This is a genomic window from Komagataeibacter ossonobensis, assembly GCF_057359305.1.
Window position 1 is genome coordinate 56,269 of the sequence record NZ_JBXAYQ010000002.1, and the last position, 26,309, is coordinate 82,577.

Below are 26,309 nucleotides of genomic sequence, written 5' to 3' on the forward strand. Positions count from 1 at the left end.
TGTCGGCCCCATGGGCCGGACACATGCAGCATGGTTGTGGGGACGATCATGCACCGCCTTGCCCCGTCGGGGAACCGCTGTCATGTTTCGCCTGCGTGGATGTGTCCGGGGCGGGCGGAAGCAGGCGGTCAAAGACCCCCCGGACATCGGCGGCCATGCGGTCCATGCGCGCCAGCAGCCTGTCTGCATCCGCCACCCTGAATTCCCCGGTCAGGATTTCAAGGCTGGCGGCAGGAATGATGTCCGGCACTTCACTGCCGCATATGATGCGGATAAGCCCCTGCAGCGCGCGCCACAACAGGTCGGCCCGGCGCAGCAGCCGCGCGTCGGCATCCGTAATGTCCCCCGCATGGGCAAGTCGCAGCAGGGCCAGGCGCGTGGACTGGCTGCGGCTGGCGCAACGGGTGGTCAGCAGTTGCAGTCCCTGGGCAATGAATTCCACATCCATAAGCCCGCCACGCCGACGCTTGATGTCCCACGGGCTGGTGGCAGGCCGTTCACGGGCCAGGCGTTCGCGCATATGGCGTATGTCATGCACGATCAGCGCGCGTTCCTGCCGGGTCCGCGCGCCGTGGCCCAGCGCGGTGGCGATGGCCGCGCGCAGTTCGGCACGCAGGGCGGGCGGTCCCGCCACGACCCGCGCACGCGTCAGGGCCATGCGTTCCCATGTCCATGCGGATTCCGCATGGTAGCGGCGGAATGCGGACAGCGAGACGGCAACCGGCCCCTTGGACCCCGACGGGCGCAGCCGCATGTCCACCTCATACAATGGTCCCTCGCGCCCCGGCGCGGTCAGGGCCGCGACAAAAGCATGCGCCAGCCGGACGTAATACGTGCCCGCCGCAAGCGGGCGCGGCATCAGGCCATCGGCGTATGTGATGGCGGGTACGACGCTTTCCACGATATCGGCGGGGTGGTCGAACACCAGCATGAGGTCAAGGTCCGATCCCGGCATCATTTCACACGATCCCGCCTTGCCCAGCGCCACGACCGCCATGGACCCGCCGGGCACCGTGCCGTGGCGGCGCCTGTGTTCGTTGCTGACCACGCGCAGCAGGCCGCGTATGACCGTTTCCGCCATGGCGGTGCGCGCACGGGCGGCGCGTTCCTCACTCATGCGGTGTTCAAGGCGGGCGACCGACAGGCGGAATTCCTCGCCACAGACCAGGCCGCGCAGGACGGGCAGCACCTGTTCGGCCGACTGCGCGCCCGCGACATGCCGACGCACCAGCGCCGTGACCGTGCCCAGCGCGCCGGGACCGCCATCCATGTCCAGCAGGCCATCCAGTGCGGAAGGCGTCTGCGCCAGATGGTCCGCCAGGAAGGGCGCGCAGTCCAGCACCGTGACAATGCGGTGGATCAGCGCGGTATTGCGTTCCAGCAGCGACAGGAACTGCACCCCCGCCCACTGGCGTTCCAGCAGAGCGTCAAATCGCCGCAGTACGGTCAGTGGCTGCCGGCGCTTTCCGATTTCCGCCAGGATGGCGGGCAACAGCCGGCGCAGCAGCTTGCGTGCCCGGTCCGAACGCAGCGCGCGCAGGCGGTTGCCCTCCCATCGGTTCAGGATGACAAGGGCGTCACTGATATCGGTGGCAGGAAAACCCTGTTCCAGCAGCCTGTCGGCGGCGTCGGCATCCTCGGGCGCTATGGTGATGTCTGCCTGCGCGTCGTTTTCGGCAAACTGCAGGTCAAAATTGCGGCGCGAACGCTGCATGACCGACAGCATGCCGCATGCAAGGTCCCCGCCATCCGGCGCAAGCATGAAGATTGCGAAGCGTGCGAATCCGTCCAGTGTGTCGGGCAGCGTATGGGTCTGGTGGTCCATGCGCATCTGCAGCCGGTGTTCGGCCTGTCGCAGCATGCGGTAATTGCGGGCCAGTATTGCGGACTGTTCATGCGTCAGCAGGCCGGCGCGGCGCAGCCTGCGCAACGCGCCAAGCGTGGTGGGATCACGCAGTTCGGACCGCCTGCCGCCCCATACCAGTTGCAGCGCCTGGGCCACGAATTCGACCTCCCGTATGCCGCCCTGTCCCAGCTTGACGTTCTGTCCCAGCAGCCAGCCCGTGGCGGCGTCGGGGTCATGGATGAATTCGGGCGGCAGGCTGCTCAGGTTGGCATGTCCCGCGTTACGGTGGCGGTCGATCCGTGCTTTCATGTCATGCAGATCGTCAATTACCGCGAAATCCAGATGGCGGCGCCATACGAACGGATGAATGCTTTTAAGGAAACGGCGCCCCGCCGTGATGTCCCCCGCGACCGGTCGCGCCTTGGTCATGGCCGCGCGTTCCCATGTCCGGCCCATGCTTTCATAATACTGGATGGCGGCGGGAAAGGACACGGCGGCAGGGGTGGCGGACGGGTCGGGGCGCAGCCGCAGGTCCATGCGGAATACGTAACCATTTGCATCACGCGCTTCCATAAGCGTGACAAGATCGCTAGTCATGCGCACAAAGGTATGCCGCAGTTCCCCGTTGCCGGGGTGACGGTCCGGATCATACAGGATGATCAGGTCTATGTCCGAGGAGTAGTTCAGTTCCCGCGCGCCCAGCTTCCCCATTGCCAGAACCACGAAGCCGCTGCCCCGGCACGGGGTTTCGGGGTTACGCAGGCGCAGTCGCCCGGTGTCATGTGCATGCAGCAGCAGATGTCTGACCGCCGCCCCCAGTGCGTTCTCGGCCAGCTGGCTCAGCGCAAGGGTGACCTGCTCCAGCGTCCATGTGCCGCCGATATCCGCCAGCGCAATGGCCAGCGCCGCCTGCCGTTTGGCCACGCGCAATGCAGCCATGACATCTGCGCGGGCAGTATCGGGCGCCAGGGCGTCCAGACCCGACAGGATCCGGCGCACGCACGCCGCCGCCCCATCCGTCAGCAGCTCGGCAAAGGCCACCGTGTCGCGCAGCGCCAGGTCGGACAGGTAGGGACTGTTTCCCCCCATGGCATCCAGCAATGCACCCAGTTCGGGCATTGCCGCGATATCGGGCAGGCCCATGCGCGCGCAGGCATCCGTCAGGTTTTCACGCAGGATGCGCGCCGCGCGGGTGTCGGCGGCATGGGGCCATGTGCAGCCACGCCACGAAGGGTGCGGCACGAAGGGGGGCAGGGCTGGCTGGTCCATGGGAAAGGGTCCGTTAAGGGGCTGGAAAATCATGCTGTTCCGCATGGTGGCATGACGTGGGTGGCATGACGGAAGCCGGTCAACCCTCTCCCGCCCGGACGCCCGTGTCCAGTCCCAGCCGCGTGCGTCGCGCGGTCATGGCGGCCGGGCGCGTGGTGATCTGGCTTGTGCTGCTGTGCATTACGCTGCCCGCCGTGCTTCTGCTGGTGCTGACGGTGCGGCTGTCCGCGGGGCCGCTGGATGTCACACCTGTGGTCAGCCTGCTCATGCCGCTGCCTGTCGCGCATGGCCTGAAGCATGAAGACATCATCGGCACCCTGTCGGCGGGGCATGTGCGCATGGGCTGGAACGCCGTGCATGAAGGCCTGCGCGCCCCACTGGTGATATGGGTGGAGGACGTGCGGATCCAGCGCCGTGACGGGCAGATGGCCGATACCCTGCGCCGTGGCCGCCTGACGTTGGACAGCCCGGCGCTGTTCCATGGCAGCGTGCGGATACTGGAAATCTCGGCCTCGCACGGGCGGCTGAAGCTTGCGCGCAACAAGGAAGGCAAATTCGGCCTCGACCTTGGCCCGGACACGCCTTATCCCTCACGGAAACCCGAAGAACCCACCCCCGTGGACCTGACGGCGCTGCGGCAGGCCGTCATATCCGACACCCATGTCAGTTTTGCCGACCGCATGACCGGTCGTGCATGGCGGCTGGGTGAAGCCGATGCCCGGCTGAAGGTTGTGACCGATTCCGGGCAGAAAGGGGTGACGGGGGAAGTCCGCCTCGGGCTGGAGGGGAATGGCGAACGGCTGGTGGTGCATGGGACGGGGGAACATGTTGGCCCCGGTCAGATCAACTGGACCCTGCAGCTTGACCCGATCAGCCCCGCCGCCTTCGCGCCGGGACAGAAGGAGGTGGAGCCACTCGGCCTGCCCGTGGGCGGGCAGTTGCAGGTCGCCTTCCGTGACGGGGGCGTGCGGGACATTCCCTTCCTCATGCCGCGTGATTTCACGCTGCACCTCAATGCAGGCAACGGGAAGGTCACGACCCGCAAGGCGGGGCAGTTCCTGGTGGGCGAAGGGGAGGCCGATCTGGTCGGCTCGCTCGGGGCCGGGCCACGCAACGCACCGTTTGACGGCCCGCTGCATGTCATGCTGAAGCGTCTGGAACTGCACCTGCGTGCGCCGGGACATGCAACCGATGATGGCAGCGGCCCCACGCTGGATGCAACGGCGGACCTGAAATCAACGTCCCTGCTGGATCCGAAGGCGGCGCAGGTGGACGTGGACGCGCGCGCGCGGTCGCTGGATTTCGCGACACTGGGTGATTTCTGGCCCCCGCGCGCAATGAAGGGCGCGCGGCGGTGGGTTACGCAGAACATCCCGCAGGGGCACGTACAGGAACTGCAGGTCAACATGGGGCTGGCCAGCCACAAGGGCTGGAACGGGCTGGACCTTGTATCCCTTGGGGGCACGATTGACGCCGACAGGATGGAACTGCACTGGCTGCGCCCCATCCCGCCCATGCATGAAATGGATGCCCACCTGACCTTTGATGGTCCGGATGAGATCATGATCCGCTTTGGCCACGCCTACCAGCTGGTGGACCTTGCGGACCGGCACGTGGACGCCACCGGCACGGGACGGATCGAGGTCGGCCCCGGTTCCATGCGGATTACGGGCCTGAATGAAAAGGTACAGGTAGGCGACATCAACGTCACCCTGCTGGGCAATGCGCGTGACGTGCTGGCGCTGCTGGCCGAACCCCGGCTGAATGTGCTTTCGCGTCATCCCATGTCGTTTACGCACCCTGCGGGCCGGGCCAATGTGTCGCTGCATATCGCCCTGCCACTGGATGCGCATGTGCGGCTGGACCAGATCGACCTGCGCAGCCATACCGATCTGGCGCAGGTGCATCTGGGCAATGTGGTGGTGGGGCGGCCGCTGGACAACGGCAACCTTGGCATTGACGCCACGATCAACGGCCTGCTGCTGCAGGGGACCGGGGTGCTGGCGGGCATTCCCTCCAGCGTGATCTACACCATGGATTTCCGGAACGGGCCGATGGTGCATGCGGTGGAAAGCGCCAGCCTGCAGGGGCACGTCACCCCTGAGGGCGTGCGGCGCGCGGGATTCGAAATGGGTGAGCATTTTGCCGGCAGCGCCCAGCTCGATGTGGATTACGACCGGTATGTGGGCGGCAGGGCGCAGGTCAATATCGACCTGGACCTTGACCGTGCGGCGCTGAACATTCCCATCTGGTCCAAAAGGGTGGGGCAGGAGGCAAATGCCTCGGTTGAGCTGGATCTTGACCATGGCCAGATCTCCAGCATCGAGAATATCCGCGCGGTAGGCCCCGACCTGCTGATTGATGGCCATGCCGAGACCGCATCCGGTGTCGCCCGCCGCCTGATCCTGCGCGGGTTCCATGTCGGCCGGTCAATGGGCAATGCCTCGGTCATGCTGCCGGCGCGTGAAAGCGACCCGATCGGGGTGAATGTGGCGGCAAGGGTGCTGGACCTGTCGCCGCTGGTGTCATTCCAGACCACGCCAGACAGCTCGGCTTCCGCCAGGGTGGCGGCCGGGCAGGGCAACAGTGGCTATCATGTGCCCGAAATGGCCAGCGGGCGCGTGAAGGGACCGCCGGGACGCCGGTGGGATCTGAATGTTGATGCCCAGACCCTGTATTACAGCCAGAAGGATGTGCTGACGAACGTGCACAGCCATCTGGAAACCGATGGTGTACGCCTGACGCGTGGCTTCATGACGGTCGAGGGACCGGTAGCGGCCGCGGCGCACCTGAACCCGAAGGGCAATACGCGCGTGCTGGATGTGCATGTGGCCAGCCTTGGCGCGCTGCTGCAGGACATGAAGGTGACCGATGAGATGCAGGGCGGTGTCACCGACATCACCGGCCGCTTTGACGACAGCGTTGCGACCGCGCCCTTCTCGGGCAAGGTGCATATGGGGCCGTTCAAATTGCGCAACGTGCCGGCGGTGGTGCGCATGGCCAATAACGCCTCGATCTATGGCTGGCTGCGCGCGCCACATGCGCCCAGCTTCCAGGTCGAGCAGCTGGACGCGCCGGTCACGCTGGATGAAGGCAACATCCATATTGCAGATGGTCTGGTCAGCAACGCATCCCTTGGGGCCACGGTGTCAGGGGATGTGAATCTGGAAAAGAAGACACTCAATCTGGATGGCACGATCATCCCCGCCTTTGCTGTGAATGCGGCGCCGGGGCACCTGCCGGGCCTGCTGGGCTGGCTGTTCAGTCCTGAAAAGAACGGGGGTGTCGTCTCCGCCACCTATCAGGTCACGGGACCGATGGATAACCCGGCGGTGCATGTGAACCCCTATGCCATGCTGCTGCCCGGCTTCCTGCGTAATCTCATGCATATCCACTGAAGGCGCGGGCCGCCTGTAAAACAGAAAGAAGTTTCTGGTGCGGCTTTTTTCAAACAGCTTTGGAAGAACGCTGCCTTTTTAAAAAAGGGGGCACCCAAAAACTTTTGTCGATTAGCGTTCGTTCGTAATGCGATCATGGCCGGGCAGCAAGAACAGCACGGTCAGCAGCGAACAGGCGATGCAGCCGGTCACGTACCAGTAAAACAGCCCTTCATGCCCGATCTGCTTGAACCACAGGGCCACGTATTCCGCCGTGCCGCCAAAGACCGAAACGGTCAGCGCATAGGGCAGCGCCACCCCCAGCGCGCGAATGCGCGTGGGGAACAGTTCGGCCTTCACCACCGCGTTGATGGAGGTATAGCCCGAAATCCCGACCAGCGCCGCCGTCACCAGGCCAAAAGCCGCCAGCGGGGAATGCACGCCTGATAGCGCCCGCATGAGCGGTACGGTGGCAAGGCAGCCGATAACGCCGAATGACAGCAGCAGCCGCCTGCGGCCCACCCGGTCCGATAGCGCGCCAAAGGCGGGCTGGACCATGGCGAACACCACCAGCGACGCGGTGGAGACCAGCGTGGACTGCTCCTTGCTCAGCCCCGCCGTGTTGACCAGGTATTTCTGCATGTAAATCGTGAAGGTATAGAACGCGACCGTGCCCCCCAGTGTCAGGCCGCATACGCCAAGTACCTCACGCGGGTGGCGCAGCAGCACGCGCAGGCCGCCATGGGCATTGTGGTCATGGCTGGCCGTACTGAACTGCTCGCTTTCCGCCATGCCGCGACGGAACCACAGGATGGACAGCGCCAACAGTGCGCCAATACAGAATGGAATGCGCCAGCCCCACGCCCCAAGCTGCGCCGGGCTGAGCAGCGCAAACTGCAGGATCAGCAGCACCACAAGCGCCAGAAGCTGCCCCATGACCAGCGTGACATACTGGAAACTGGCGTAAAACCCACGCTGCGCGGGTGGTGCGATTTCCGACAGATAGGTGGCGCTGGCCCCGTATTCACCCCCCAGACTCAGCCCCTGCAGCAGGCGCGCAAACAGCAGCACGCACGGGGCCGCAACGCCAATGCGTTCATAGGTCGGGCATATGGCAATGGCCAGTGAGCCTGCGCACATGGCGACAATCGACACACTCAGTGCCGCGCGCCGTCCATGCCGGTCCGCCATAAGCCCCATGAGCCACCCGCCCACCGGCCGCATAAGGAAGCCGATGGCGAATACCGCCGCGCTGCGCAGCAGTTCCGTCGTCTGGTTGCCTTTGGGGAAGAAGGCATGGGCAAAATACATGGAAAATGCCGCATAGACGTACCAGTCGTAATATTCGATCAGATTTCCGGATGAACCCGCAATAATGCTTCGTATTCTCTGCGCGGTAGTCAGTGCGCCGGTCTGGGTCTTGAAAACAGGCATGATGTGCAACCTATGGGGGCGAAAAGATCGTCAGGATGAATGGGGCAGGGACGGGGTTGTCCGTGCGGGACTGCCGGATACGGCATCCGTCCCGGCAATGATGGGGGTATCGGCCTGCGCATCGCTGATCCGGCCCGACAGGGCGGCCGCAAGGCGTTCGGTATCCAGCGCGCCTTCCCACCGGGCCAGCACGATGGTGGCTACCGCGTTGCCGATGATGTTGGTCAGCGACCGGCATTCCGACATGAAACGGTCAATGCCCAGGATCAGCCCCATGCCCGCCACCGGCACGTCCGGCACCACCGCCAGTGTCGCGGCAAGGGTGACGAAACCCGCCCCCGTGACCCCGGCGGCCCCCTTGGAACTGATCATGGCGACCAGCAGCAGGCTGATCTGCTGGCCCAGTCCCAGATGTACATCCGTCGCCTGTGCAATGAAAAGGGCCGACAGCGACATGTAGATGTTGGTGCCATCCAGGTTGAAGGAATAGCCCATCGGCACAACCAGCCCAACGACGGATGGCGCGCAGCCTGCGTTCTCCATCCGGGTCATGAGGCTGGGAAGTGCTGATTCGGACGAACTGGTACCCAGCACGATCAGCAGTTCCTCACGCAGGTAGGCCAGCAGCGGCAGGATACGGAACCCGTTGTACCGCGCGACCGCCCCCAGCACCACCACCACGAACAGCGCGGAGGTGGCATAGAAGGTCACCACAAGGAAGGCGAGGTGCAGCACCGAACCGATGCCAAACCGCCCGATGGTGAACGCCATCGCCCCCAGCGCCCCGATGGGGGCGGCATACATGACCAGCCGCACCACCCCGAACACCAGCTGGGTCAGCTGCTTGAGCACCGACAGGATGGCATGCCCCTTTGCCCCCATGTGCGACAGACTGATGCTGAACAGGATGGCGATCAGCAGCACCTGCAGGATATCGCCCGAGACAAAGGCACTGACCACCGTGTCGGGAATGATGTTGAGCAGGAAGTCACTGAACGAATGCGCCTGTGCCCGCGCGGTGAAGGCTGCGACCGCGTGGGTATCCAGTGTCGCGGGGTCGGCATGGATATGCGCGCCGGGACGCACGATATTGGCCATGACCATGCCCACCACCAGCGCCAGCGACGAAAAGGTCAGGAAATAGACCATCGCCTTCGCCGCCAGCCGGCCCGCCTGCCCCAGGTCGGACAGGCTGGCCACCCCCGTCACCACCGTCAGGAAGATGACCGGCGGGATCACCATCTTGACCAGTCGGATGAAGCCATCCCCCAGCGGTTTCAGCGTCACCGCCGCATGCGGGCAGAAATATCCCAGCGCGATGCCCGCCACCACCGCGATGACAACCTGCGCATACAGGCTGCGAAACAGGGATCCGCGCCGCGCCGGTCGGGCTTGCGGGCAGGTCTGCGTTTCCTCGGGCATGGTGGATGGGTCCTCAAGAACGGTTCGGTTTCCGGCACCGCGAACGGGCGGGGTGAAGGCATGCCGGGGCACGCTAGTGGGTTTTGGCGCCATGCGAACCTGAAAATCAGGTGAAAGGCGGATCGTTACGGTCGGTGCATATCACGGTTGCCAGATATTCCAAAAAAACATGATGGGTTTACATCACCCGCATTACAGGGCACGGACATGTTTTGTTCTTTATGATGGGAAATACTCCGCCATGCCCGATCTGTCCGCATCGCCCGTCTTGTGGATCGGAATGCTGCTTGCCGCCCTGTCATGCCTGTTGTCCCTGATCGTTCTGCGCCGGCTTTCCCTTATGGCGGGACAGGGGGGGGATGCAGACCAACTGGCGCGGCTGTGCGTGATGACGGAGCGTGAGACCGCAGCCCGCGTGGCGGAAAACGAGGCCCAGCGCGCCCGCATGGCGGAAATCGAACGCGCGCTGTCGACAAAACTGGACCAGCGGCATCAGGAAATGACCGAAACCTTCAACCGCATTGCCCGCATGATGGGCCGCGACCTTGCGGAAATGCGGGTGACGCAGTCCGAAGCCCTGCGCGAAATGGCAGAGGAGGGCAGGCGGCAGAGCGATGAACTGCGTGTCGCCGTGAATGAACGCCTGCATCAGGCGGTGGAAAAGCAGATGCAGACATCTTTCCAGCGCGTGCTGGAACAGATCGGCGCGATGCAGAAGGCCATGGGCGAGGTTTCGGCCATGACCGCGCAGGTGGGTGACCTCAAGCGCCTGTTTTCCAACGTCAAGACCCGTGGCGGATGGGGCGAATCCCAGCTGCGCAGCATTCTGGACGACGTGCTGCCCGAAGGGGCGTACGAAACCAACCGCCGCCTGCGCGATGACAGCCGGGAGGTCGTGGAATTCGCCGTGCGCATGCCGGTGCGGGCCACGGTCCCGCCGGTGCTGGCGATTGATTCCAAATTTCCGACCGAAGCCTATGAACGCCTTCTTCAGGCGGTGGAGGACTGCAACCCCGACGCCGAACGCGCCGCCCGCCGCGCGCTGGAAACCACCCTGCGGATCGAGGCGCGCAAGATCGCGACCAAATACATCGTGCCACCCGTGACGGTTGAATTCGCCGTCCTGTACCTGCCGACCGACGGGCTGTATGCGGAGGTTGCGCGGATTCCCGGCCTGCTGGATGAAATCGGCCGGACCTATCGCGTCATCGTGATGGGGCCGGGTCTCATGCCCGCCATGCTGCGCACCATTCATCTTGGTTACGTGACGCTGGCGCTGGAACGGCGCACGGATGACATCGCGCGCCTGCTGGGCGCCACGCGTCAGGAAATGCTGCGCATGGACGGGGTGCTGGAAAAACTGGCCCGCAATGCGTCGGCCATGTCATCCTCGATCGACGAGGCCCGCAGGCGAACAGGCCTCGTGACCCGCAGGCTGCGCGAACTGGATGTGGATACCGGTGCTCCCCCCGCCGGGGATGATGGCGGCGCGACCCCGGCTCCCGCCGCGGGCGACGGTGCCGGGGCACAGGCTGACATGGCGCCGTCATGGTCGCGCGAAGGGGCGGGTGGATACGGGGCGTAGCTGAAAACGATTTTAATTGGCCCTGTTCCGGCACGCGCTGCATAAGGAAGGGATGATGAGTGTTCCGTCTGAAACCCCCCGTCCTGAAACCGGGCCCGTTGCCCCCACGGGCGAGGCCGCGCCGCGTGTCCTGCTGGTGGAGGATGACAGCAAGATCGCGCAAGAAGTGGTGGAGGAACTCGAAAGCCGCCATTTCCATGTCCAGCACGAGGAATCAGGTGCTGCCGGTCTGGCCATGGGGCTGAACGCGCATTTCGATGTCATGATCGTGGACCGCATGCTGCCCGAACTCGATGGCCTTACGCTGATCGAGACCCTGCGTGAGCGCAGGGTGCATGTACCCGTGCTGGTGCTGTCCGCCCTGTCGGCGGTGGATGACCGGGTCAGCGGGCTGAAGGCGGGGGGCGATGACTACCTGACCAAGCCGTTCGCGATGGAGGAACTGGCCGCGCGGCTGGAGGCGTTGCTGCGCAGGCCCGATACTTCACGCCATACCATGCTGCGTGTCGGCCCGCTGGAAATGGACCTGATCGAACGCACGGTCACGCGTAATGGCGAGCCGATCGACCTGCTGCCACGTGAATTCCGCCTGCTGGAATACCTCATGCGTCGTCCGGGGCAGGTGCTGACACGCAACATGCTGCTGGAGGATGTGTGGAATTACCGCTTCATTCCCCAGACCAACCTTGTGGACGTGCATATCGGCAAGCTGCGCCGCAAGATCGATGAAAGCGGCAAGCCCCCCCTGATCCAGAGCATCCGGGGCGCGGGGTTCATGCTGCGTGCTTCGTAATGAGCTGTTCCGTACCGCCACCTTCCGCCTGACGCTGGCGGTGGTGGCGGCAATGATCTGTTCAGCCGCGTTGCAGTTCTTTTTCGGCTACAGCCAGGCCAGCGTGTTCGAGGCCCGGCGGTCAGACACGCTGCTGCTGCGCGAAGCCAGCATCCTGCAGCGTGAACCCCCTTCCGAGCTTGAGCAGCAGGTGCGCGACCGCGCGACCGATGACCTGCGCATTATCATGAACGTCACCACGCTGTTTGACGCGCAGCAGCATTATATCGTGGGCGACCTGCATAACTGGCCCACCGGGCTGGTGGCGGACGGGCATGTCCATGTCATCGAACCCGAGGCAATGGGCGGCGGGTCCGCCACCGTGCTGCGCATGGTGGCGGTGCGGGTGCGGGGGGGGCGTTATCTGGTGCTGGGACGCAGCCGGCACATGCGCACCGAACTGCGGCTGATGATGCGGCATTCCATGCTGGTCTCGATCGTGCCGACCGTCCTGTTCGCGCTGATAACCGGCATCATCCTCAGCCATCGCGCCCTGTCGCGGGTCAAGGACATGCATGAGGCGATCGACCGCATCATGGAAGGCGACCTGCATGAACGCCTGCCAGCGGGAAAACAGAATGACGACCTCCAGCGCCTTGCGGGCAGCGTCAACCGCATGCTGGACCGGCTGGAACAGTTGCTGGATGAAATACGCGACGTGGGCAACGACATCGCCCACGACCTGCGTACGCCCCTGGCGCGCGTGCGCGCCCGCCTTGACCGCGCGCTGAATGCCGATCATTCGGCCGAAGCGCTGCGCAATGTCATTTCCCGCACCATAGATGACCTGGACCAGTCCTTTTCCATCATCACCGCCCTGCTGCGCATTGGCGAGATCGAGAACGGCCGCAGGCGCGCGGGGTTCGGCACTGTGGACCTTGGCGCGCTGGTAGCCGATATCGTGGATCTGTATGAACCCATAGCCGAAACCAAGGGTATCATCCTGTCGCATGCGGGCGCGGACACGCCGATACAGGTGCAGGGGGACAGGGACTTGCTGATCGAAGTGCTGGCCAACCTGGTGGACAACGCCATCAAGTTCACGCCCGAAGGTGGCCGGGTTGAAATCCGCACCCGCATGAGTGGCGACTGCGCGCTGCTGCAGGTGGTCGATACCGGAATCGGTATCCCGGCGGGTGAACGCAAGGCGGTCATGGGACGTTTTTACCGTTCGGATAAAAGTCGCCACATCCCCGGCAGCGGGCTTGGGCTTAGCCTTGTGTCGGCCATCCTCGCGCTGCATCACGCACGGCTCGATATCATGCCGTCGCGGGTGCATGACAGTCTGCCGGGGGTTACAATGGGTATCATTTTCCCACCATCGACCTTGATTCAGGCTGGAAACTAAATTGAAATTTCATTTGCGACCTGTCGTGCCCCCGTTAACACCGGAAGGACAGACGGGGAGACGAGATATGTACAGACACCACCTGTCCCGGCCCGGGTCCGTGGAAGGTCAGCCGACCGGACGGAGGGAAACAGGCCGCGCATGAACGGTATCGTTGTTACCGCGCTCAAGCGGCCCTATACTTTCGTCGTCCTTTCCATCCTGATTGTCGTATTCGGTGTCCGTGGGCTGCTGCGCACGCCAACCGACGTCTTCCCCAGCATCAATATTCCCGTCGTTGCGATCTGCTGGACCTATACCGGCCTCATGCCCGAGGACATGTCCGGCCGCGTCGTCTATTATTACGAACGCGCCCTGACCGCGACGGTCAACAATATCGAACATATCGAAAGCCAGTCCTATTACGGGCGCGGCATCGTAAAGGTATTCTTCCAGCCCGGCACCGATACCGCCGTGGCGCAGACGCAGATCACCTCCGTTTCCCAGACCGTCATCAAGCAGATGCCCGCGGGCATGACGCCGCCACTGGTGCTGACCTACAACGCATCATCCGTGCCGGTGCTGACGTTGCAGGTGTCGTCCGATTCCATGACGGCGTCGCAGATCTATGACATGTCCTCCAACCTGATCCGCCCTGCGCTGGTATCGGTTGCGGGGGCGGCCATTCCCAACCCGTATGGCGGCCAGCCGGGCAACATCATGGTTGACCTGGACCAGAGCAAGCTGCTGGCCCATGGCCTGTCCGCGACCGATATCGGCAACGCGCTGGGCAAGCAGAACATCGTGCTGCCTGCCGGTGACCAGCAGATCGGCGCGTTCGACTGGATGGTCCAGACCAATGCCTCGCCCGAGGAAATAGACAGTTTCAACAACATGCCCATCAAGCAGGAAGGCAATTCCGTCGTCTACCTGCGTGATGTGGCGTGGGTGCATGCCGGTGGGCCGCCACAGACCAACATGGTGCTGGTCAAGGGGCATCAGGCCGTCCTGATCGTCATCATGAAAAGTGGTGACGCCTCCACCCTGTCGGTGGTCAGCGGGATCAAGGCGCTGCTGCCCTCCATTGTCCGCACGTTGCCACCCGGGGTCGATATCACCGTGCTGGGCGATGCCTCGACCTTCGTGAAGGAGGCGGTGCGCGACGTGGTGCAGGAAATGGGCACCGCCGCCCTGCTGACCAGCCTGGTGGTGCTCCTGTTCCTGGGGTCGTGGCGATCGACGGTCATCATCGCCACCTCCATCCCGCTGGCCATGCTGTGTTCGGTCATCGGGCTGGGCATGGCGGGACAGACCATCAATGTCATGACGCTGGGTGGCCTGGCGCTGGCGGTCGGTATCCTGGTTGATGATGCCACCGTCATGATCGAAAACATCGACGCCCATCTTGAAATGGAAAAGGATCTGGAAACGGCCATCATCGACGCCGCCAACCAGATCGTTATCCCCACTTTCGTGTCCACATTATGTATCTGTATCGTGTGGATGCCGCTGTTCCAGCTGACGGGTGTCGCGGGCTGGCTGTTCATGCCCATGGCCGAAGCCATCATCTTCGCCATGATCGCGTCCTTCATCCTGTCGCGCACGCTGGTGCCGACCATGGCCAAATATATGCTGGCAGCCCAGGTCGCGGCCCATGCGGCGGCCAAGGCGGCGGGGGGGCACCAGGAACCGCGCAATATCTTCGGTCGCTTCCAGCAGGGGTTCGAGCGGAAATTCATTGCCTTCCGCAACCGTTATCGCGCCATCCTTGAACACCTGATCAGCATACGCGGGCGGTTCGTGCCGATATTCGGTATCGGGGCGTTTTCCTCGCTCGTGCTGCTGGTGTTCGCGGGGCAGGACTTCTTTCCCGAAATCAATTCCAATGCGCTGGCTTTGCACATGCGCGCGCCCATGGGCACCAAGATCGCGGAAGCCGGCAAGATTTCCATGCTGGTGAATTACGAGATCGAACGCCTGCTGCCCGGACAGGTCGAAAATATCGTCAACAACTGCGGCCTGCCGTTCAGCCCGCTCAACCAGGCCTTCATCCCCACGCCCACCGTTGGCGCGCAGGACTGTGACCTGACCGTGACGCTGAAGGATGAGGAAGCGCCCGTCGCGAAATACCGCACGATCCTGCGCAAGGGACTGGCGGAGAAATTCCCCGGCACCGAGATCACCTTCATGCCGGCCGACCTTACGGCAAAGATCCTGAACTTCGGGCTGCCCGCGCCGCTGGATGTGCAGGTCACGGGACGCAATCTGTACGCCAATTTCGACTTTGCCGAAAAGCTGGCGGAAAAGCTGCGCCATGTCACCGGCATTGCCGACGTGGCGGTGCAGGAACCGCTGAATACGCCCACGCTGCGCGTCAATGCGCGACGGACCTACGCGCTGGGCACCGGCCTGACCGAAGCGGACGTGGCCAACAACGCGCTGGCCGTCCTTTCGGGCAGCGGGCAGGTGGCGCCGACCTACTGGCTTGATCCCAAGACCGGGGTTTCGCATCTGGTGGATATCCAGACGCCGCTGCAGTTCCTGCAGACCATGAACGACCTTGAGACCATTCCCATCGACAAGGGGGACGGCAACCCGTCTGACAAGGCGCCGCAGATCCTGGGCGGCCTGAGCGATATCGTGCAGACCGGCACCCCGGGCGAGGTCTCGCACTACAACATCATGCCGGTGTTCAACATCTATGCCTCGACCGAGGGGCTGGACCTTGGCGCGGTGTCGCGGCAGGTCGCCCGCGTGGTGGATGACGTGCGCAAGGACCTGCCCGCGGGGTCCAGCCTGACCATCCGTGGTCAGGCGGAGACCATGAACGGGGCCTATACCCAGCTTATCGGCGGTCTGGCGATGTCGATCCTGCTGGTGTACCTGATCATCGTGGTCAACTTCCAGTCATGGCTGGACCCGTTCATCATCATCACGGCCCTTCCCGGGGCGCTGGCGGGGATCGCGTGGAGCCTGTTCCTGACACATACGGCGCTGTCGGTCCCGGCGCTGACGGGGGCAATCATGTGCATGGGCACGGCCACGGCCAACTCCATCCTTGTCGTATCCTTCGCGCGGGAACGGATGGATGTACATGGCGATGCACTGCGCGCCGCGATCGAGGCGGGGTATGAACGTATCCGTCCCGTGCTGATGACGGCGTCGGCCATGATCATCGGCATGCTGCCCATGTCGCTGAGCAATTCGCAGAATGCCCCGCTGGGACGCGCCGTGATGGGTGGCCTGCTGGTGGCGACATGCGCAACCCTGCTGTTCGTTCCCTGCGTATTCGCCCTGATCCATTCCAGAAAGTCCAAGAAGTCCGCCGCTGGCGAAGGAGAACACGCATGACCGCCACAGGCGAAACCCCCAAGCCACGCATGTCCGGACGCGCGCGGCTGTATGTCACCCTGGGTGGGGTTGTGGTGGCCGCCATTGTTGCGGGTGGCATTCTTGAACGCCGGATCCATGTATCGCATCTGAAGGACGTGGCGCAGGACGCGGCCATTCCCCGCGTGCAGGTCATCCTGCCGCAGAAGGGGCCCAAGACCCGCACGCTGGACCTGCCGGGCAATATCTCGGCGTGGTACCAGGCGCCCATATTCGCACAGGTCTCGGGCTATGTGCAGATGTGGTACAAGGACATCGGCGCGAAGGTGAAGGCGGGCGAGATCCTGGCCACCATCGATACGCCGGGACTGGATGCGCAGTACGCGGCATCCAAGGCCAATTTTGACGTGGCCATGGCGCGGTACAGGCTGGCCCAGATCACCGCCAGGCGCTGGCGTGCGCTGCAGGGGACGCAGGCGGTGTCACAGCAGGAAGTGGACGTGCAGGCAGCCAATGCCGAAGCCCGGGAGGCGGAGGTCGAGGCCGCGCGGCATGAAGTTTCCCGCTATGCCGCCCTGATCGCGTTCAAGCAGATCGTGGCCCCGTTTGATGGCGTGGTGACATCGCGTCTGGCGGATGTGGGCGATTATGTGAACGCGGGCGGTGGCGATGTCTCGTCCCGTGGCACCGCAACCGAACTGTTCAGCGTGGCCGACGTGCACCGCATGCGCGTGTTTGTGTCCGTGCCGCAGGATTATGCCGACATCATCAGCCCCAAGCTGGAAGGTGACGTATCCGTGCCGCAGTATCCGGGGCGGGTGTTCAAGGCCAAGTTCCTGGCGACCGCCAAGGCGTTCAATGCGGGCACGCGTACGGTGACGACCGAACTGGTGGTCGATAATGACAAGCGTGAACTGTGGCCGGATTCCTATGCCAATGTACACTTTGTCGCACCCGGTGATCCCGATATCCTGATAGTTCCCGAAGGTGCCCTTGTGTTCCGCGCGCAGGGCATGCAGGTGGCGGTCGTGGATGCCGATGACCGCATCCGCCTGCGCAATGTAACGGTTGGCACCAATCTGGGGACAAAAGTGCAGGTTCTGGCTGGTATCGGTCCAAAGGACCGGATTGTGAACAACCCGTCGGCGGGGCTGCTGGAAGGCCAGAAGGTCTATCTGGTCGGTGCGACGCCGGGATATAACGACGCGGGTGCAACCGCCTCGCCCGCGGTGGACAAGGGCGATGACGTGCGGGCCATGCCCACGGGCGACAGCAATGCGGGTGATACGGGGGTGCGCCAATGAACGGCGCACCACGCGACCCGTCATGTCCCATGCTGTCCCGGCGCATGCTTTCGCTGGCCGGGTGTGCTGCAATCGCCAGCACGCTGTGTGGCTGCGTGGATCTGGCCCCGAAATACCATGGCCAGCATTACATGCTGCCCGACAACTGGAAGGGGGATGCCGTAGTGCAGTTCGGCACCCCGCAGGATGGCGCGGCACGAGGGGACTGGTGGAAGGTCTTTCACGACTCCACCCTTGATGAACTGGAAGAACGCGCCAGTCACCTGAACCCGAACCTGCAGGCGGATGCGGAAACCTTCACCCAGGCACGCGACATCGTGGCGGAAGCACAGTCGAACCTGTACCCACAGATCTCGGGTGGGGCGGGTGCGTCCCAGAACCAGGCGTCGAACCACAGGCTGTGGCGTGGCATGGGATCGACCGGCCCGATCTACATGTCATCCGAACAGTATAGCGCCGCCGCGCGATGGGAGCCGGATTTCTGGTCCGCCATCCGTAACCGCAGGCGCGTGCAGCAGCGTCTGGCACAGGCAGCGGCAGCCGATTTTGCGGTGGCGCGGCTGAGCATCCAGTCCGAACTGGCCAATGACTACATGCAGCTGCGCGGCATGGATGCGCAGCACGCCGTCTATCTCGACTCGATCCGATATTACGAAACCGCGGTCAAGATCACCAGGATGCGGCAGGCCGGCGCGATTGCGGCCGGTATCGACGTGTCGCGCGCCCAGACGCAGCTTTCGTCCACCCAGGCGGCGGATACGGACCTGCAGGCCCGGCGCGCCGTGATGGAGCACGCGATCGCGATTCTGGTGAACGTGACCCCGACCAGTTTCCATATCCAGCCCCGTAACCAGATTACCTTCCCCAAGGTGGCGACCCCGGTCGGCATTCCCGCCACCCTGCTGGAACGCAGGCCCGACATCGCCAGTGCCGAGCGGCACATGGCGGCGGCCAACCGGGCCATTGGCGTCTCGCGCGCGGCATTCTTCCCGCGTGTAACCTTCAGCGCGACAGCCGGTTTCATGGATAACGGCTTCACACTCGATAAATTCGCCAACGGCATGTACTCCTATGCCGCGCAGGCGGTCATGCCCCTGTTCCAGGGCGGGTTGCGGCGCGCGGAAGTACAGCGCAACTGGTCGCAGTACCGTCAGGCGGAAGACCAGTACCGCGCCATCGTGCTGGATGCATTCAAGGATGTGGAAGACGGGCTGAGCCTGACGCATGACCTCAATATAGAGGCCGGACAGCAGGCCGAGGCCGTGCAGGCTTCCATGCGCACGCAGAATATGACCATGCAGCTTTATACCGGTGGCCTGACCAATTACCTGGATGTGGTGGTGGCGCAGGTCGCGGCCCTGCAGGCGCGCATTTCCGAAGTGCAGGTGGAAACCCGCTACATGCAGGCGCAGGTGGAACTGATCCGTGCGCTGGGCGGCGGATGGACCACGGCGGAACTGCCGAATAACAAGCAGCTCAAGCCTTTCGGCCCCATGCAGTACACACATATGCGCATGCCGCGGTCCTTCAGTGGCGTGAATGTCGATAACGGTCCCGATTCCCTCGACCTGTCGGGCAAGGGATTTCATGACGGGGACTTGACAGCCCCCGCCAAATAGCGGTAGGTGCGCGCCTCTTATCGGAACGCGGGAGGTCGCGCTCCCTGCCCATGCCGGGCGGGGGCGGGCCACCAGAACCGCGGTCCGGGTGAAACAGTCAGGAGCCCCGGATATGGCCAAAAAAATCGTTGGCTACATCAAGCTGCAAATCCCCGCCGGCAAGGCGAATCCGTCCCCGCCGGTTGGTCCGGCACTGGGTCAGCGCGGCCTGAACATCATGCAGTTCTGCAAGGAGTTCAACGCGAAGACGCAGGGTCTCGAACCCGGTATGCCGATTCCCGTCGTCATCACCGCGTATGCCGACCGTACGTTCAGCTTCATTACCAAGACCCCGCCGAACACCTACTTCCTGATGAAGGCCGCCAAGGTTTCCAAGGGCAGCTCCACGGTAGGCAAGGCGGCGTCCGTCGGTAAGGTCACGATCGCGCAGCTGCGCGAGATTGCCGAGACGAAGCAGAAAGACATGAACGCCAACGATATCGACGGCGCCGTGCGCATGCTGGCGGGTTCCGCCCGCTCCATGGGTCTCGACGTGGTGGAGGGCTGATTACAATGGCAAAGAACAAGCGTCTGACCGCAGCCCGCGCCGCTGTCGACAGCACGAAGCAGTATGGCCTGGATGAGGCCATCAACCTGGTCAAGAACAACGCCAAGGCGAAGTTTGACGAGACCGTCGAAATCTCCATGAACCTGGGCATCGACCCGCGTCATGCCGACCAGATGGTCCGTGGCCTGCTGTCCCTGCCCAACGGCACGGGCAAGACCCTGCGCGTTGGCGTGTTCGCCCGTGGCCCGAAGGCCGAGGAAGCGACGGCGGCCGGTGCAGACGTGGTTGGCGCCGAAGATCTGGCCGAAAAGGTGAAGGCTGGCGAAATCGAGTTCGATCGCTGCATCGCGACGCCGGACATGATGGCGCTGGTCGGTCGTCTGGGCAAGATCCTCGGCCCGCGTGGCCTGATGCCCAACCCGAAGCTGGGCACCGTGACCATGGACGTGAAGGGCGCGGTTTCCGCAGCCAAGTCCGGTCAGGTCGAATACCGCGCGGAAAAGGCCGGTATCGTGCATGCCGGCGTTGGCAAGGCGTCGTTTGACGAAGCCAAGCTGGCCGAAAACATCCGTGCGTTCGTTGACGCCGTCCAGAAGGCCCGCCCCACGGGTGCGAAGGGCACGTATGTGAAGAAGATCGCCCTGTCCTCCACCATGGGGCCGGGTGTTACGGTTGACGCGTCCGCTTTCACCGCGGGCTGACATCAGCTGAAGAATGACCCCGCCCCGTAACAGGGGTGGGGGAACAGGAGATGGCGGCCTGGCCGTCATTTTCCGAACCTGTCCATGACCGGATGTGGCGCAAGCCTTGATTGCCCGCAGGGGCTGCAACCGGGAGACGGGGATTGCCGGATCGGGGCGAAAGCCCGCACTGGTTGTTCCGTTTGAAAGGACAGGCGAACCGGGATATGACCGGCACGCCGGAATATCCCAAGGGTAAACCCTACCTGTCGGCTTTTTGCTGGCAGGTGATGATGGAGACGGGATTTGGACCGTACGGAGAAGCGGGAGTTTGTTGCCTCCCTCGCAGCCGTGTTCGCTGAGACGTCCATGGTCATCGTCACCCGTAATGACGGGCTGAGCGTGGCTGATGTGACGGAACTCCGGCGTCGCGTGCGTGCGGCAGGAGCTACACACAAGGTCGCGAAGAACCGGCTGGCCTCTCTCGCCCTGGCAGGGACCCAGTTCGAAGGCATCAAGCCGCTGCTGAAGGGGCCGACCGCGTTATCGTGGGCGGATGAACCCGTGGCCGTGGCGAAGGTGCTGGTCGAGTTCGCCAAAACCAATGAAAAGCTTGTTCTGCTTGGTGGATCACTTGGTGCCCAGACGCTCGGCGTCGAAAGCATCAAGGCTCTGGCCGAGCTGCCGTCCCTGGACGTTCTGCGCGCGCAGCTGGTGGGGCTTATCTCCACGCCGGCCACGCGTATCGCAGGCGTGCTGCAGGCGCCGGCAGGACAGCTTGCACGGGTTTTTGGTGCCTATGCCAAGACGGGCGAAGCAGCCTGAGACCTATGACCCGGCCCGCCGGGTTATCAAAAAAATGGCATTTTCCTGAAAAAACGGGATTGTGCTGTGCCAACCAGTGTATAAATTAGGAAGACCAAAATTATGGCCGATCTGAACAAGATTGTTGAAGACCTGTCCGCTCTGACCGTTCTGGAAGCTGCCGAACTGTCCAAGCTGCTGGAAGAAAAGTGGGGCGTTTCCGCTGCTGCTCCGGTTGCCGTGGCTGCTGCTCCGGGTGCCGCTGCTGGTGGCGCGCCGGCTGAAGAGAAGACCGAATTTGACGTTGTCCTGACCAAGGCCGGCGACAAGAAGATCAACGTGATCAAGGAAATCCGCGCGATCACGGGTCTGGGCCTGAAGGAAGCCAAGGATCTGGTCGAGGGCGCGCCCAAGACCATCAAGGAAGGCGCCAGCAAGGATGAAGCCGAGAAGATCAAGAAGACCCTTGAAGACAACGGCGCTTCTGTCGAAATCAAATAAGTTGGCCAATCGGGATGCGTCGTTTATGACGCACTCAGGCTGATTGTTCAGGTGAGGGTGGAAACCGTCTGGTTTCCGCCCCCTTGGGCGTTACAGGCACCCTGGCCGCGAGGCTTCGGGTGCCTTTGGCGGTAGTAAAGGGTTGGTCGGGCCGCAGGTCCGGTCGATCCGCCAAGGATTTTTACGGGCCGCGCAGTCCGCGTGACATTCGTGTCACGGTCGTGCGGACCTGTGTGGATGGGGGCTGGATAGGCGATGAACGCGATTACAAAATCGTTCACGGGACGCAAACGCATCCGCAAGAGCTTCGGGCATATACCCGAGGTCGCTCCGATGCCCAATCTGATCGACGTGCAGCGGGCAAGCTACGAGACGTTCCTTCAGATGAATGTGGCGCCCGACAGCCGGACGCCGACGGGCCTGCAGGAAGTGTTCCGTTCCGTCTTTCCGATCAATGATTTCGCGGGGCGCGGGCGTCTGGAATTCGTCAGCTATGAGCTGGAAGAACCGAAATACGACGTCGAGGAATGCATCCAGCGCGGCCTGACCTTCGCCGCGCCGCTGAAGGTGATCCTGCGCCTGATCGTGTGGGACGTGGATGAAGATACCGGATCGCGCTCGATCCGCGATATCAAGGAACAGCCGGTTTACATGGGCGACATGCCGCTCATGACCGATAACGGCACCTTCATCATCAACGGGACCGAGCGTGTCATCGTCAGCCAGATGCACCGCAGCCCCGGCGTGTTCTTTGACCATGACAAGGGCAAGACCCATTCTTCGGGCAAGTTCCTGTTCGCCGCGCGTGTCATTCCCTATCGCGGGTCGTGGCTCGACTTCGAATTTGACAGCAAGGACCTGATCTACGTCCGCATCGACCGCAAGCGCAAGCTGCCGGTCACCACGCTTCTGTACGCCCTGGAAGGGGAGGCATCCGAAGTCGCCCGCGCCGCCAAGGCCGCTGAGGGTGGCGACGTGGAGTCCATGGAAATCCGTGGCATGGATCCTGACGAGATCCTGAGCTACTTCTACGGCAAGGTCGAGTTCACGAAGACGGAAAAGGGCTGGGCCCGCCGCTTTGATGCTGATTCCTTCCGTGGCATGAAGCTGCTTGAGCCGCTGATCGACGCCCAGACGGGTGAGGAAGTCGCCCCGGTCGATGCGAAGCTGACCGCGCGCATGGTCCGCAAGATCGCGGAAAATACCAAGGAAGTGCTGGTTGGTCCGGCCGGGCTGATCGGGCGTTTCGTTGCATCCGACATAGTCAATGAACACACGGGCGAGATCTTTGCTGAAGCCGGTGACGAACTGACCGAGCAGAAGCTGGAAGAACTCGAGGAAGCGGGCCTGACCACGCTGTCCACCCTTGCGGTTGACGCAGCCAATGGCCCGTGGATCCGCAATACGCTGGCCGTGGACAAGAATGCCTCGCGTGATGAGGCGCTGACCGACATCTATCGTGTCATGCGCCCCGGTGAGCCGCCGACGCCCGAAACGGCGGAAGCCATGTTCTCCGGCCTGTTCTTCGATCCGGACCGTTATGATCTGTCTGCCGTTGGCCGCGTGAAGATGAACATGCGCCTTGGCGTAGACGTGCCCGACACGGTGCGCGTTCTGCGCAAGGAAGACATCCTGCGCACCGTCAAGATCATGTGCGAACTGAAGGACGGTCGCGGCGCGATTGACGATATTGACAACCTTGGCAACCGTCGCGTGCGGTCGGTTGGCGAGCTGATGGAAAACCAGTACCGCGTTGGCCTGCTGCGTATGGAGCGCGCCATCCGCGAACGCATGGGTTCCGTCGATATCGACACGGTCATGCCGCATGACCTGATCAACGCCAAGCCGGCAGCGGCTGCGGTGCGTGAGTTCTTCGGTTCGTCGCAGCTCAGCCAGTTCATGGATCAGACCAACCCGCTGTCGGAAGTCACGCACAAGCGTCGTCTTTCGGCGCTTGGCCCGGGTGGTCTGACACGTGAGCGCGCGGGCTTCGAAGTCCGTGACGTGCATCCGACGCATTATGGCCGTATCTGCCCGATCGAGACGCCGGAAGGCCCGAACATCGGTCTGATCAACTCCCTGGCTACCTATGCCAAGGTAAACAAGTACGGCTTTATCGAAACCCCGTACCGCATGGTTGAGGACGGCGTCCTTCAGGATGGCTGGAAATACCTTTCCGCCATGGAAGAGGAAAAGCTGGTCGTCGCCCAGGCAGATGCGAAGCAGGATGCGCAGGGCCACCTGACGGACGACCTGGTTTCGGTGCGCCGTGGTGGTGACTTCCGTCAGGTTCCGCCGACTGATGTGACGGCGTGTGACGTCTCCCCCAAGCAGCTTGTCTCCGTCGCCGCGGCCCTCATTCCGTTCCTTGAGAACGATGACGCCAACCGCGCACTGATGGGTTCGAACATGCAGCGTCAGGCCGTGCCGCTGGTGCGTTCGGACGCGCCGCTGGTCGGCACGGGCATGGAAGCCGCCGTGGCTCATGACTCCGGTGCCGCGATCGTGGCCCGTCGCCATGGCGTGGTGGACCAGATTGACGGTGCGCGTATCGTTGTCCGTGCCACGGATGATGCCGGTGCGACGCAGGGCGTGGATATCTACCGCCTGCGCAAATACATGCGTTCCAACCAGTCCACCTGCATCAACCAGCGTCCGCTGGTGCGCGTGGGTGACCAGGTCCGTGCGGGTGAGATCATCGCCGATGGCCCGTCCACCGAACTGGGTGAACTGGCGCTGGGCCGTAACGTGCTGGTCGCGTTCATGCCCTGGAATGGCTACAACTTCGAAGATTCGATCCTGATTTCCGAACGGATCGCGCGTGATGACGTGTTTACCTCGATCCATATCGAGGAATTCGAGGTCATGGCCCGTGACACCAAGCTGGGTCAGGAAGAAATCACCCGCGACATTCCCAATGTCGGTGAGGAAGCGCTGCGCAACCTCGACGAAGCCGGGATCGTGTATGTGGGCGCCGAGGTGAATCCCGGCGACATCCTGATCGGCAAGGTCACGCCAAAGGGCGAAAGCCCGATGACGCCGGAAGAAAAGCTGCTGCGCGCCATTTTTGGTGAAAAGGCGTCCGATGTCCGTGACACCTCGCTCAAGCTGCCGCCGGGCACGACGGGCACCATCGTGGACGTGCGCGTGTTCTCCCGCCGTGGCGTGGACAAGGACGAGCGCGCGATGGCGATCGAGCGCGCCGAGATCGAACGCCTTGCCAAGGACCGTGACGATGAACGCGCCATTCAGGAACGTTCTTTCTACAACCGTCTGCGTGAACACCTGATCGGCCAGACGGCCGGTACGGGCTTCAAGGGCATCCGTTCGGGCACCGAGATCACAGATGAGGTCCTGTCCGAGCATCCGCGCGGCGCATGGCGCAACATCACCGTGATGTCCGATGAGGTCATGGCGGAACTGGAAACGCTGCGTCGTGAATTCGATGCTGCCGTGTCCAAGATCCAAGCCCGTTTCGACAACAAGGTCGAGAAGCTGCAGCGCGGTGACGAACTGCCGCCGGGCGTGATGAAAATGGTCAAGGTCTTTGTCGCGGTGAAGCGCAAGCTGCAGCCGGGTGACAAGATGGCCGGTCGCCATGGTAACAAGGGTGTCGTCTCCCGCGTTGTGCCGGTTGAGGACATGCCGTTCCTTGAGGATGGCACCTCGGTTGACATTGTGCTGAACCCGCTGGGCGTGCCGTCGCGCATGAACGTGGGGCAGATCCTTGAAACGCATCTGGGCTGGGCCTGTGCCAATATCGGCCGCCAGGTGGCCCAACTGGCCGATAATTACCAGCGCCATGGCGAAAAGCGCCAGGAACTGCTGGATGAACTGAAGTCGGTCTATGGCGACAAGGTTTATGACGAGCAGATCGGCGACATGACCGATGCGCAGCTGCTGGAACTGTGTGGCAACCTGCGCAAGGGCGTGCCGATTGCAACGCCGGTGTTCGATGGCGCGTCCATTCCGGATATCGAAACCATGCTGCAGAAGGCGGGCGTGGACAAATCCGGGCAGTCGCAGCTGATCGACGGGCGCACGGGTGAACCGTTCGAGCGCAAGACCACGGTCGGTTACATCTACATGCTCAAGCTGCATCATCTTGTTGATGACAAGATCCATGCCCGTTCCATCGGTCCGTACTCGCTGGTGACCCAGCAGCCGCTGGGCGGTAAGGCGCAGTTCGGTGGACAGCGCTTTGGTGAAATGGAAGTGTGGGCGCTGGAAGCTTACGGCGCGGCTTACACACTGCAGGAAATGCTGACGGTCAAATCGGATGACGTGTCCGGTCGTACCAAGGTGTATGAGGCCATCGTGCGCGAGCAGGATGACTTCGAAGCCGGTATTCCGGAAAGCTTCAACGTCCTGATCAAGGAACTGAAGTCCCTTGGCCTGAATGTTGACCTGGAACAGAGCGGTTCCTGACCGG

At 63.1% G+C, this 26,309-nt stretch carries 15 protein-coding genes; 12 read left to right on the top strand and 3 right to left on the bottom strand.

Annotation, left to right across the window (positions count from 1 at the left end):
* Positions 1 to 46: 46 nt before the first annotated feature.
* Positions 47 to 3,115: a bifunctional [glutamine synthetase] adenylyltransferase/[glutamine synthetase]-adenylyl-L-tyrosine phosphorylase gene (locus AC1RQ9_RS02580; RefSeq protein WP_485985456.1), complete on the bottom strand. Its 3,069-nt coding sequence runs from the start codon at positions 3,113 to 3,115 to the stop codon at positions 47 to 49.
* A 65-nt stretch (positions 3,116 to 3,180) separates the two neighbouring features.
* Here AC1RQ9_RS02580 and AC1RQ9_RS02585 point away from each other — a divergent pair, with 65 nt between their 5' ends.
* A complete protein-coding gene (locus tag AC1RQ9_RS02585; RefSeq protein ID WP_485985457.1) occupies positions 3,181 to 6,513 on the top strand; it encodes an AsmA-like C-terminal region-containing protein in 3,333 nt (1,110 codons plus the stop codon).
* A 111-nt stretch (positions 6,514 to 6,624) separates the two neighbouring features.
* Here the strand turns inward: AC1RQ9_RS02585 and AC1RQ9_RS02590 are convergent, their stop codons facing one another.
* Both AC1RQ9_RS02590 and AC1RQ9_RS02595 read right to left on the bottom strand, forming a co-directional pair.
* A complete protein-coding gene (locus AC1RQ9_RS02590; protein ID WP_193732518.1) occupies positions 6,625 to 7,926 on the bottom strand; it encodes an MFS transporter in 1,302 nt (433 codons plus the stop codon).
* A gap of 30 nt (positions 7,927 to 7,956) precedes the next feature.
* Positions 7,957 to 9,348, bottom strand: a complete 1,392-nt coding sequence (locus AC1RQ9_RS02595; protein WP_485985458.1) for a dicarboxylate/amino acid:cation symporter — start codon at positions 9,346 to 9,348, stop codon at positions 7,957 to 7,959.
* 241 nt (positions 9,349 to 9,589) lie between these two features.
* Here AC1RQ9_RS02595 and AC1RQ9_RS02600 point away from each other — a divergent pair, with 241 nt between their 5' ends.
* From AC1RQ9_RS02600 to rpoB, 11 genes are all read left to right on the top strand, one after another.
* On the top strand, positions 9,590 to 10,933 hold the full coding sequence (locus tag AC1RQ9_RS02600; protein ID WP_485985459.1) for a DNA recombination protein RmuC: 1,344 nt from the start codon (positions 9,590 to 9,592) through the stop codon (positions 10,931 to 10,933).
* 55 nt (positions 10,934 to 10,988) lie between these two features.
* Positions 10,989 to 11,726 carry a response regulator transcription factor gene (locus tag AC1RQ9_RS02605; protein WP_193732515.1) on the top strand — a complete coding sequence of 246 codons (738 nt, stop codon included), beginning with the start codon at positions 10,989 to 10,991 and terminating at the stop codon, positions 11,724 to 11,726.
* The gene (locus AC1RQ9_RS02610) at positions 11,716 to 13,113 is read left to right on the top strand and encodes an ATP-binding protein (RefSeq protein ID WP_193732514.1); all 1,398 of its coding nucleotides are present in this window, start codon (positions 11,716 to 11,718) and stop codon (positions 13,111 to 13,113) included. Before AC1RQ9_RS02605 ends, AC1RQ9_RS02610 begins: the two co-directional genes overlap by 11 nt.
* Before the next feature lie 141 nt (positions 13,114 to 13,254).
* Positions 13,255 to 16,443 (top strand): efflux RND transporter permease subunit, encoded by a 3,189-nt coding sequence (locus AC1RQ9_RS02615; RefSeq protein ID WP_485985460.1) that lies wholly within the window; start codon positions 13,255 to 13,257, stop codon positions 16,441 to 16,443.
* Entirely contained in the window at positions 16,440 to 17,726 is a 1,287-nt protein-coding gene (locus AC1RQ9_RS02620; protein WP_485985461.1) for an efflux RND transporter periplasmic adaptor subunit, read from the top strand. Before AC1RQ9_RS02615 ends, AC1RQ9_RS02620 begins: the two co-directional genes overlap by 4 nt.
* Complete coding sequence (locus AC1RQ9_RS02625; RefSeq protein ID WP_485985462.1) at positions 17,723 to 19,345, top strand: efflux transporter outer membrane subunit; 1,623 nt, start codon at positions 17,723 to 17,725, stop codon at positions 19,343 to 19,345. Before AC1RQ9_RS02620 ends, AC1RQ9_RS02625 begins: the two co-directional genes overlap by 4 nt.
* 112 nt (positions 19,346 to 19,457) lie before the next feature.
* Positions 19,458 to 19,892 carry a 50S ribosomal protein L11 gene (gene rplK, locus AC1RQ9_RS02630; RefSeq protein ID WP_039732885.1) on the top strand — a complete coding sequence of 145 codons (435 nt, stop codon included), beginning with the start codon at positions 19,458 to 19,460 and terminating at the stop codon, positions 19,890 to 19,892.
* Between the two features lie 5 nt (positions 19,893 to 19,897).
* Complete coding sequence (rplA, locus tag AC1RQ9_RS02635; RefSeq protein ID WP_193732510.1) at positions 19,898 to 20,593, top strand: 50S ribosomal protein L1; 696 nt, start codon at positions 19,898 to 19,900, stop codon at positions 20,591 to 20,593.
* A gap of 285 nt (positions 20,594 to 20,878) precedes the next feature.
* Positions 20,879 to 21,397 (top strand): 50S ribosomal protein L10, encoded by a 519-nt coding sequence (gene rplJ, locus AC1RQ9_RS02640; protein ID WP_193732509.1) that lies wholly within the window; start codon positions 20,879 to 20,881, stop codon positions 21,395 to 21,397.
* Between the two features lie 102 nt (positions 21,398 to 21,499).
* Complete coding sequence (gene rplL, locus AC1RQ9_RS02645) at positions 21,500 to 21,877, top strand: 50S ribosomal protein L7/L12 (RefSeq protein ID WP_010513091.1); 378 nt, start codon at positions 21,500 to 21,502, stop codon at positions 21,875 to 21,877.
* Positions 21,878 to 22,132: 255 nt separating this feature from the next.
* Positions 22,133 to 26,305 (top strand): DNA-directed RNA polymerase subunit beta, encoded by a 4,173-nt coding sequence (gene rpoB / locus AC1RQ9_RS02650; protein ID WP_485985463.1) that lies wholly within the window; start codon positions 22,133 to 22,135, stop codon positions 26,303 to 26,305.
* Positions 26,306 to 26,309: the final 4 nt, after the last annotated feature.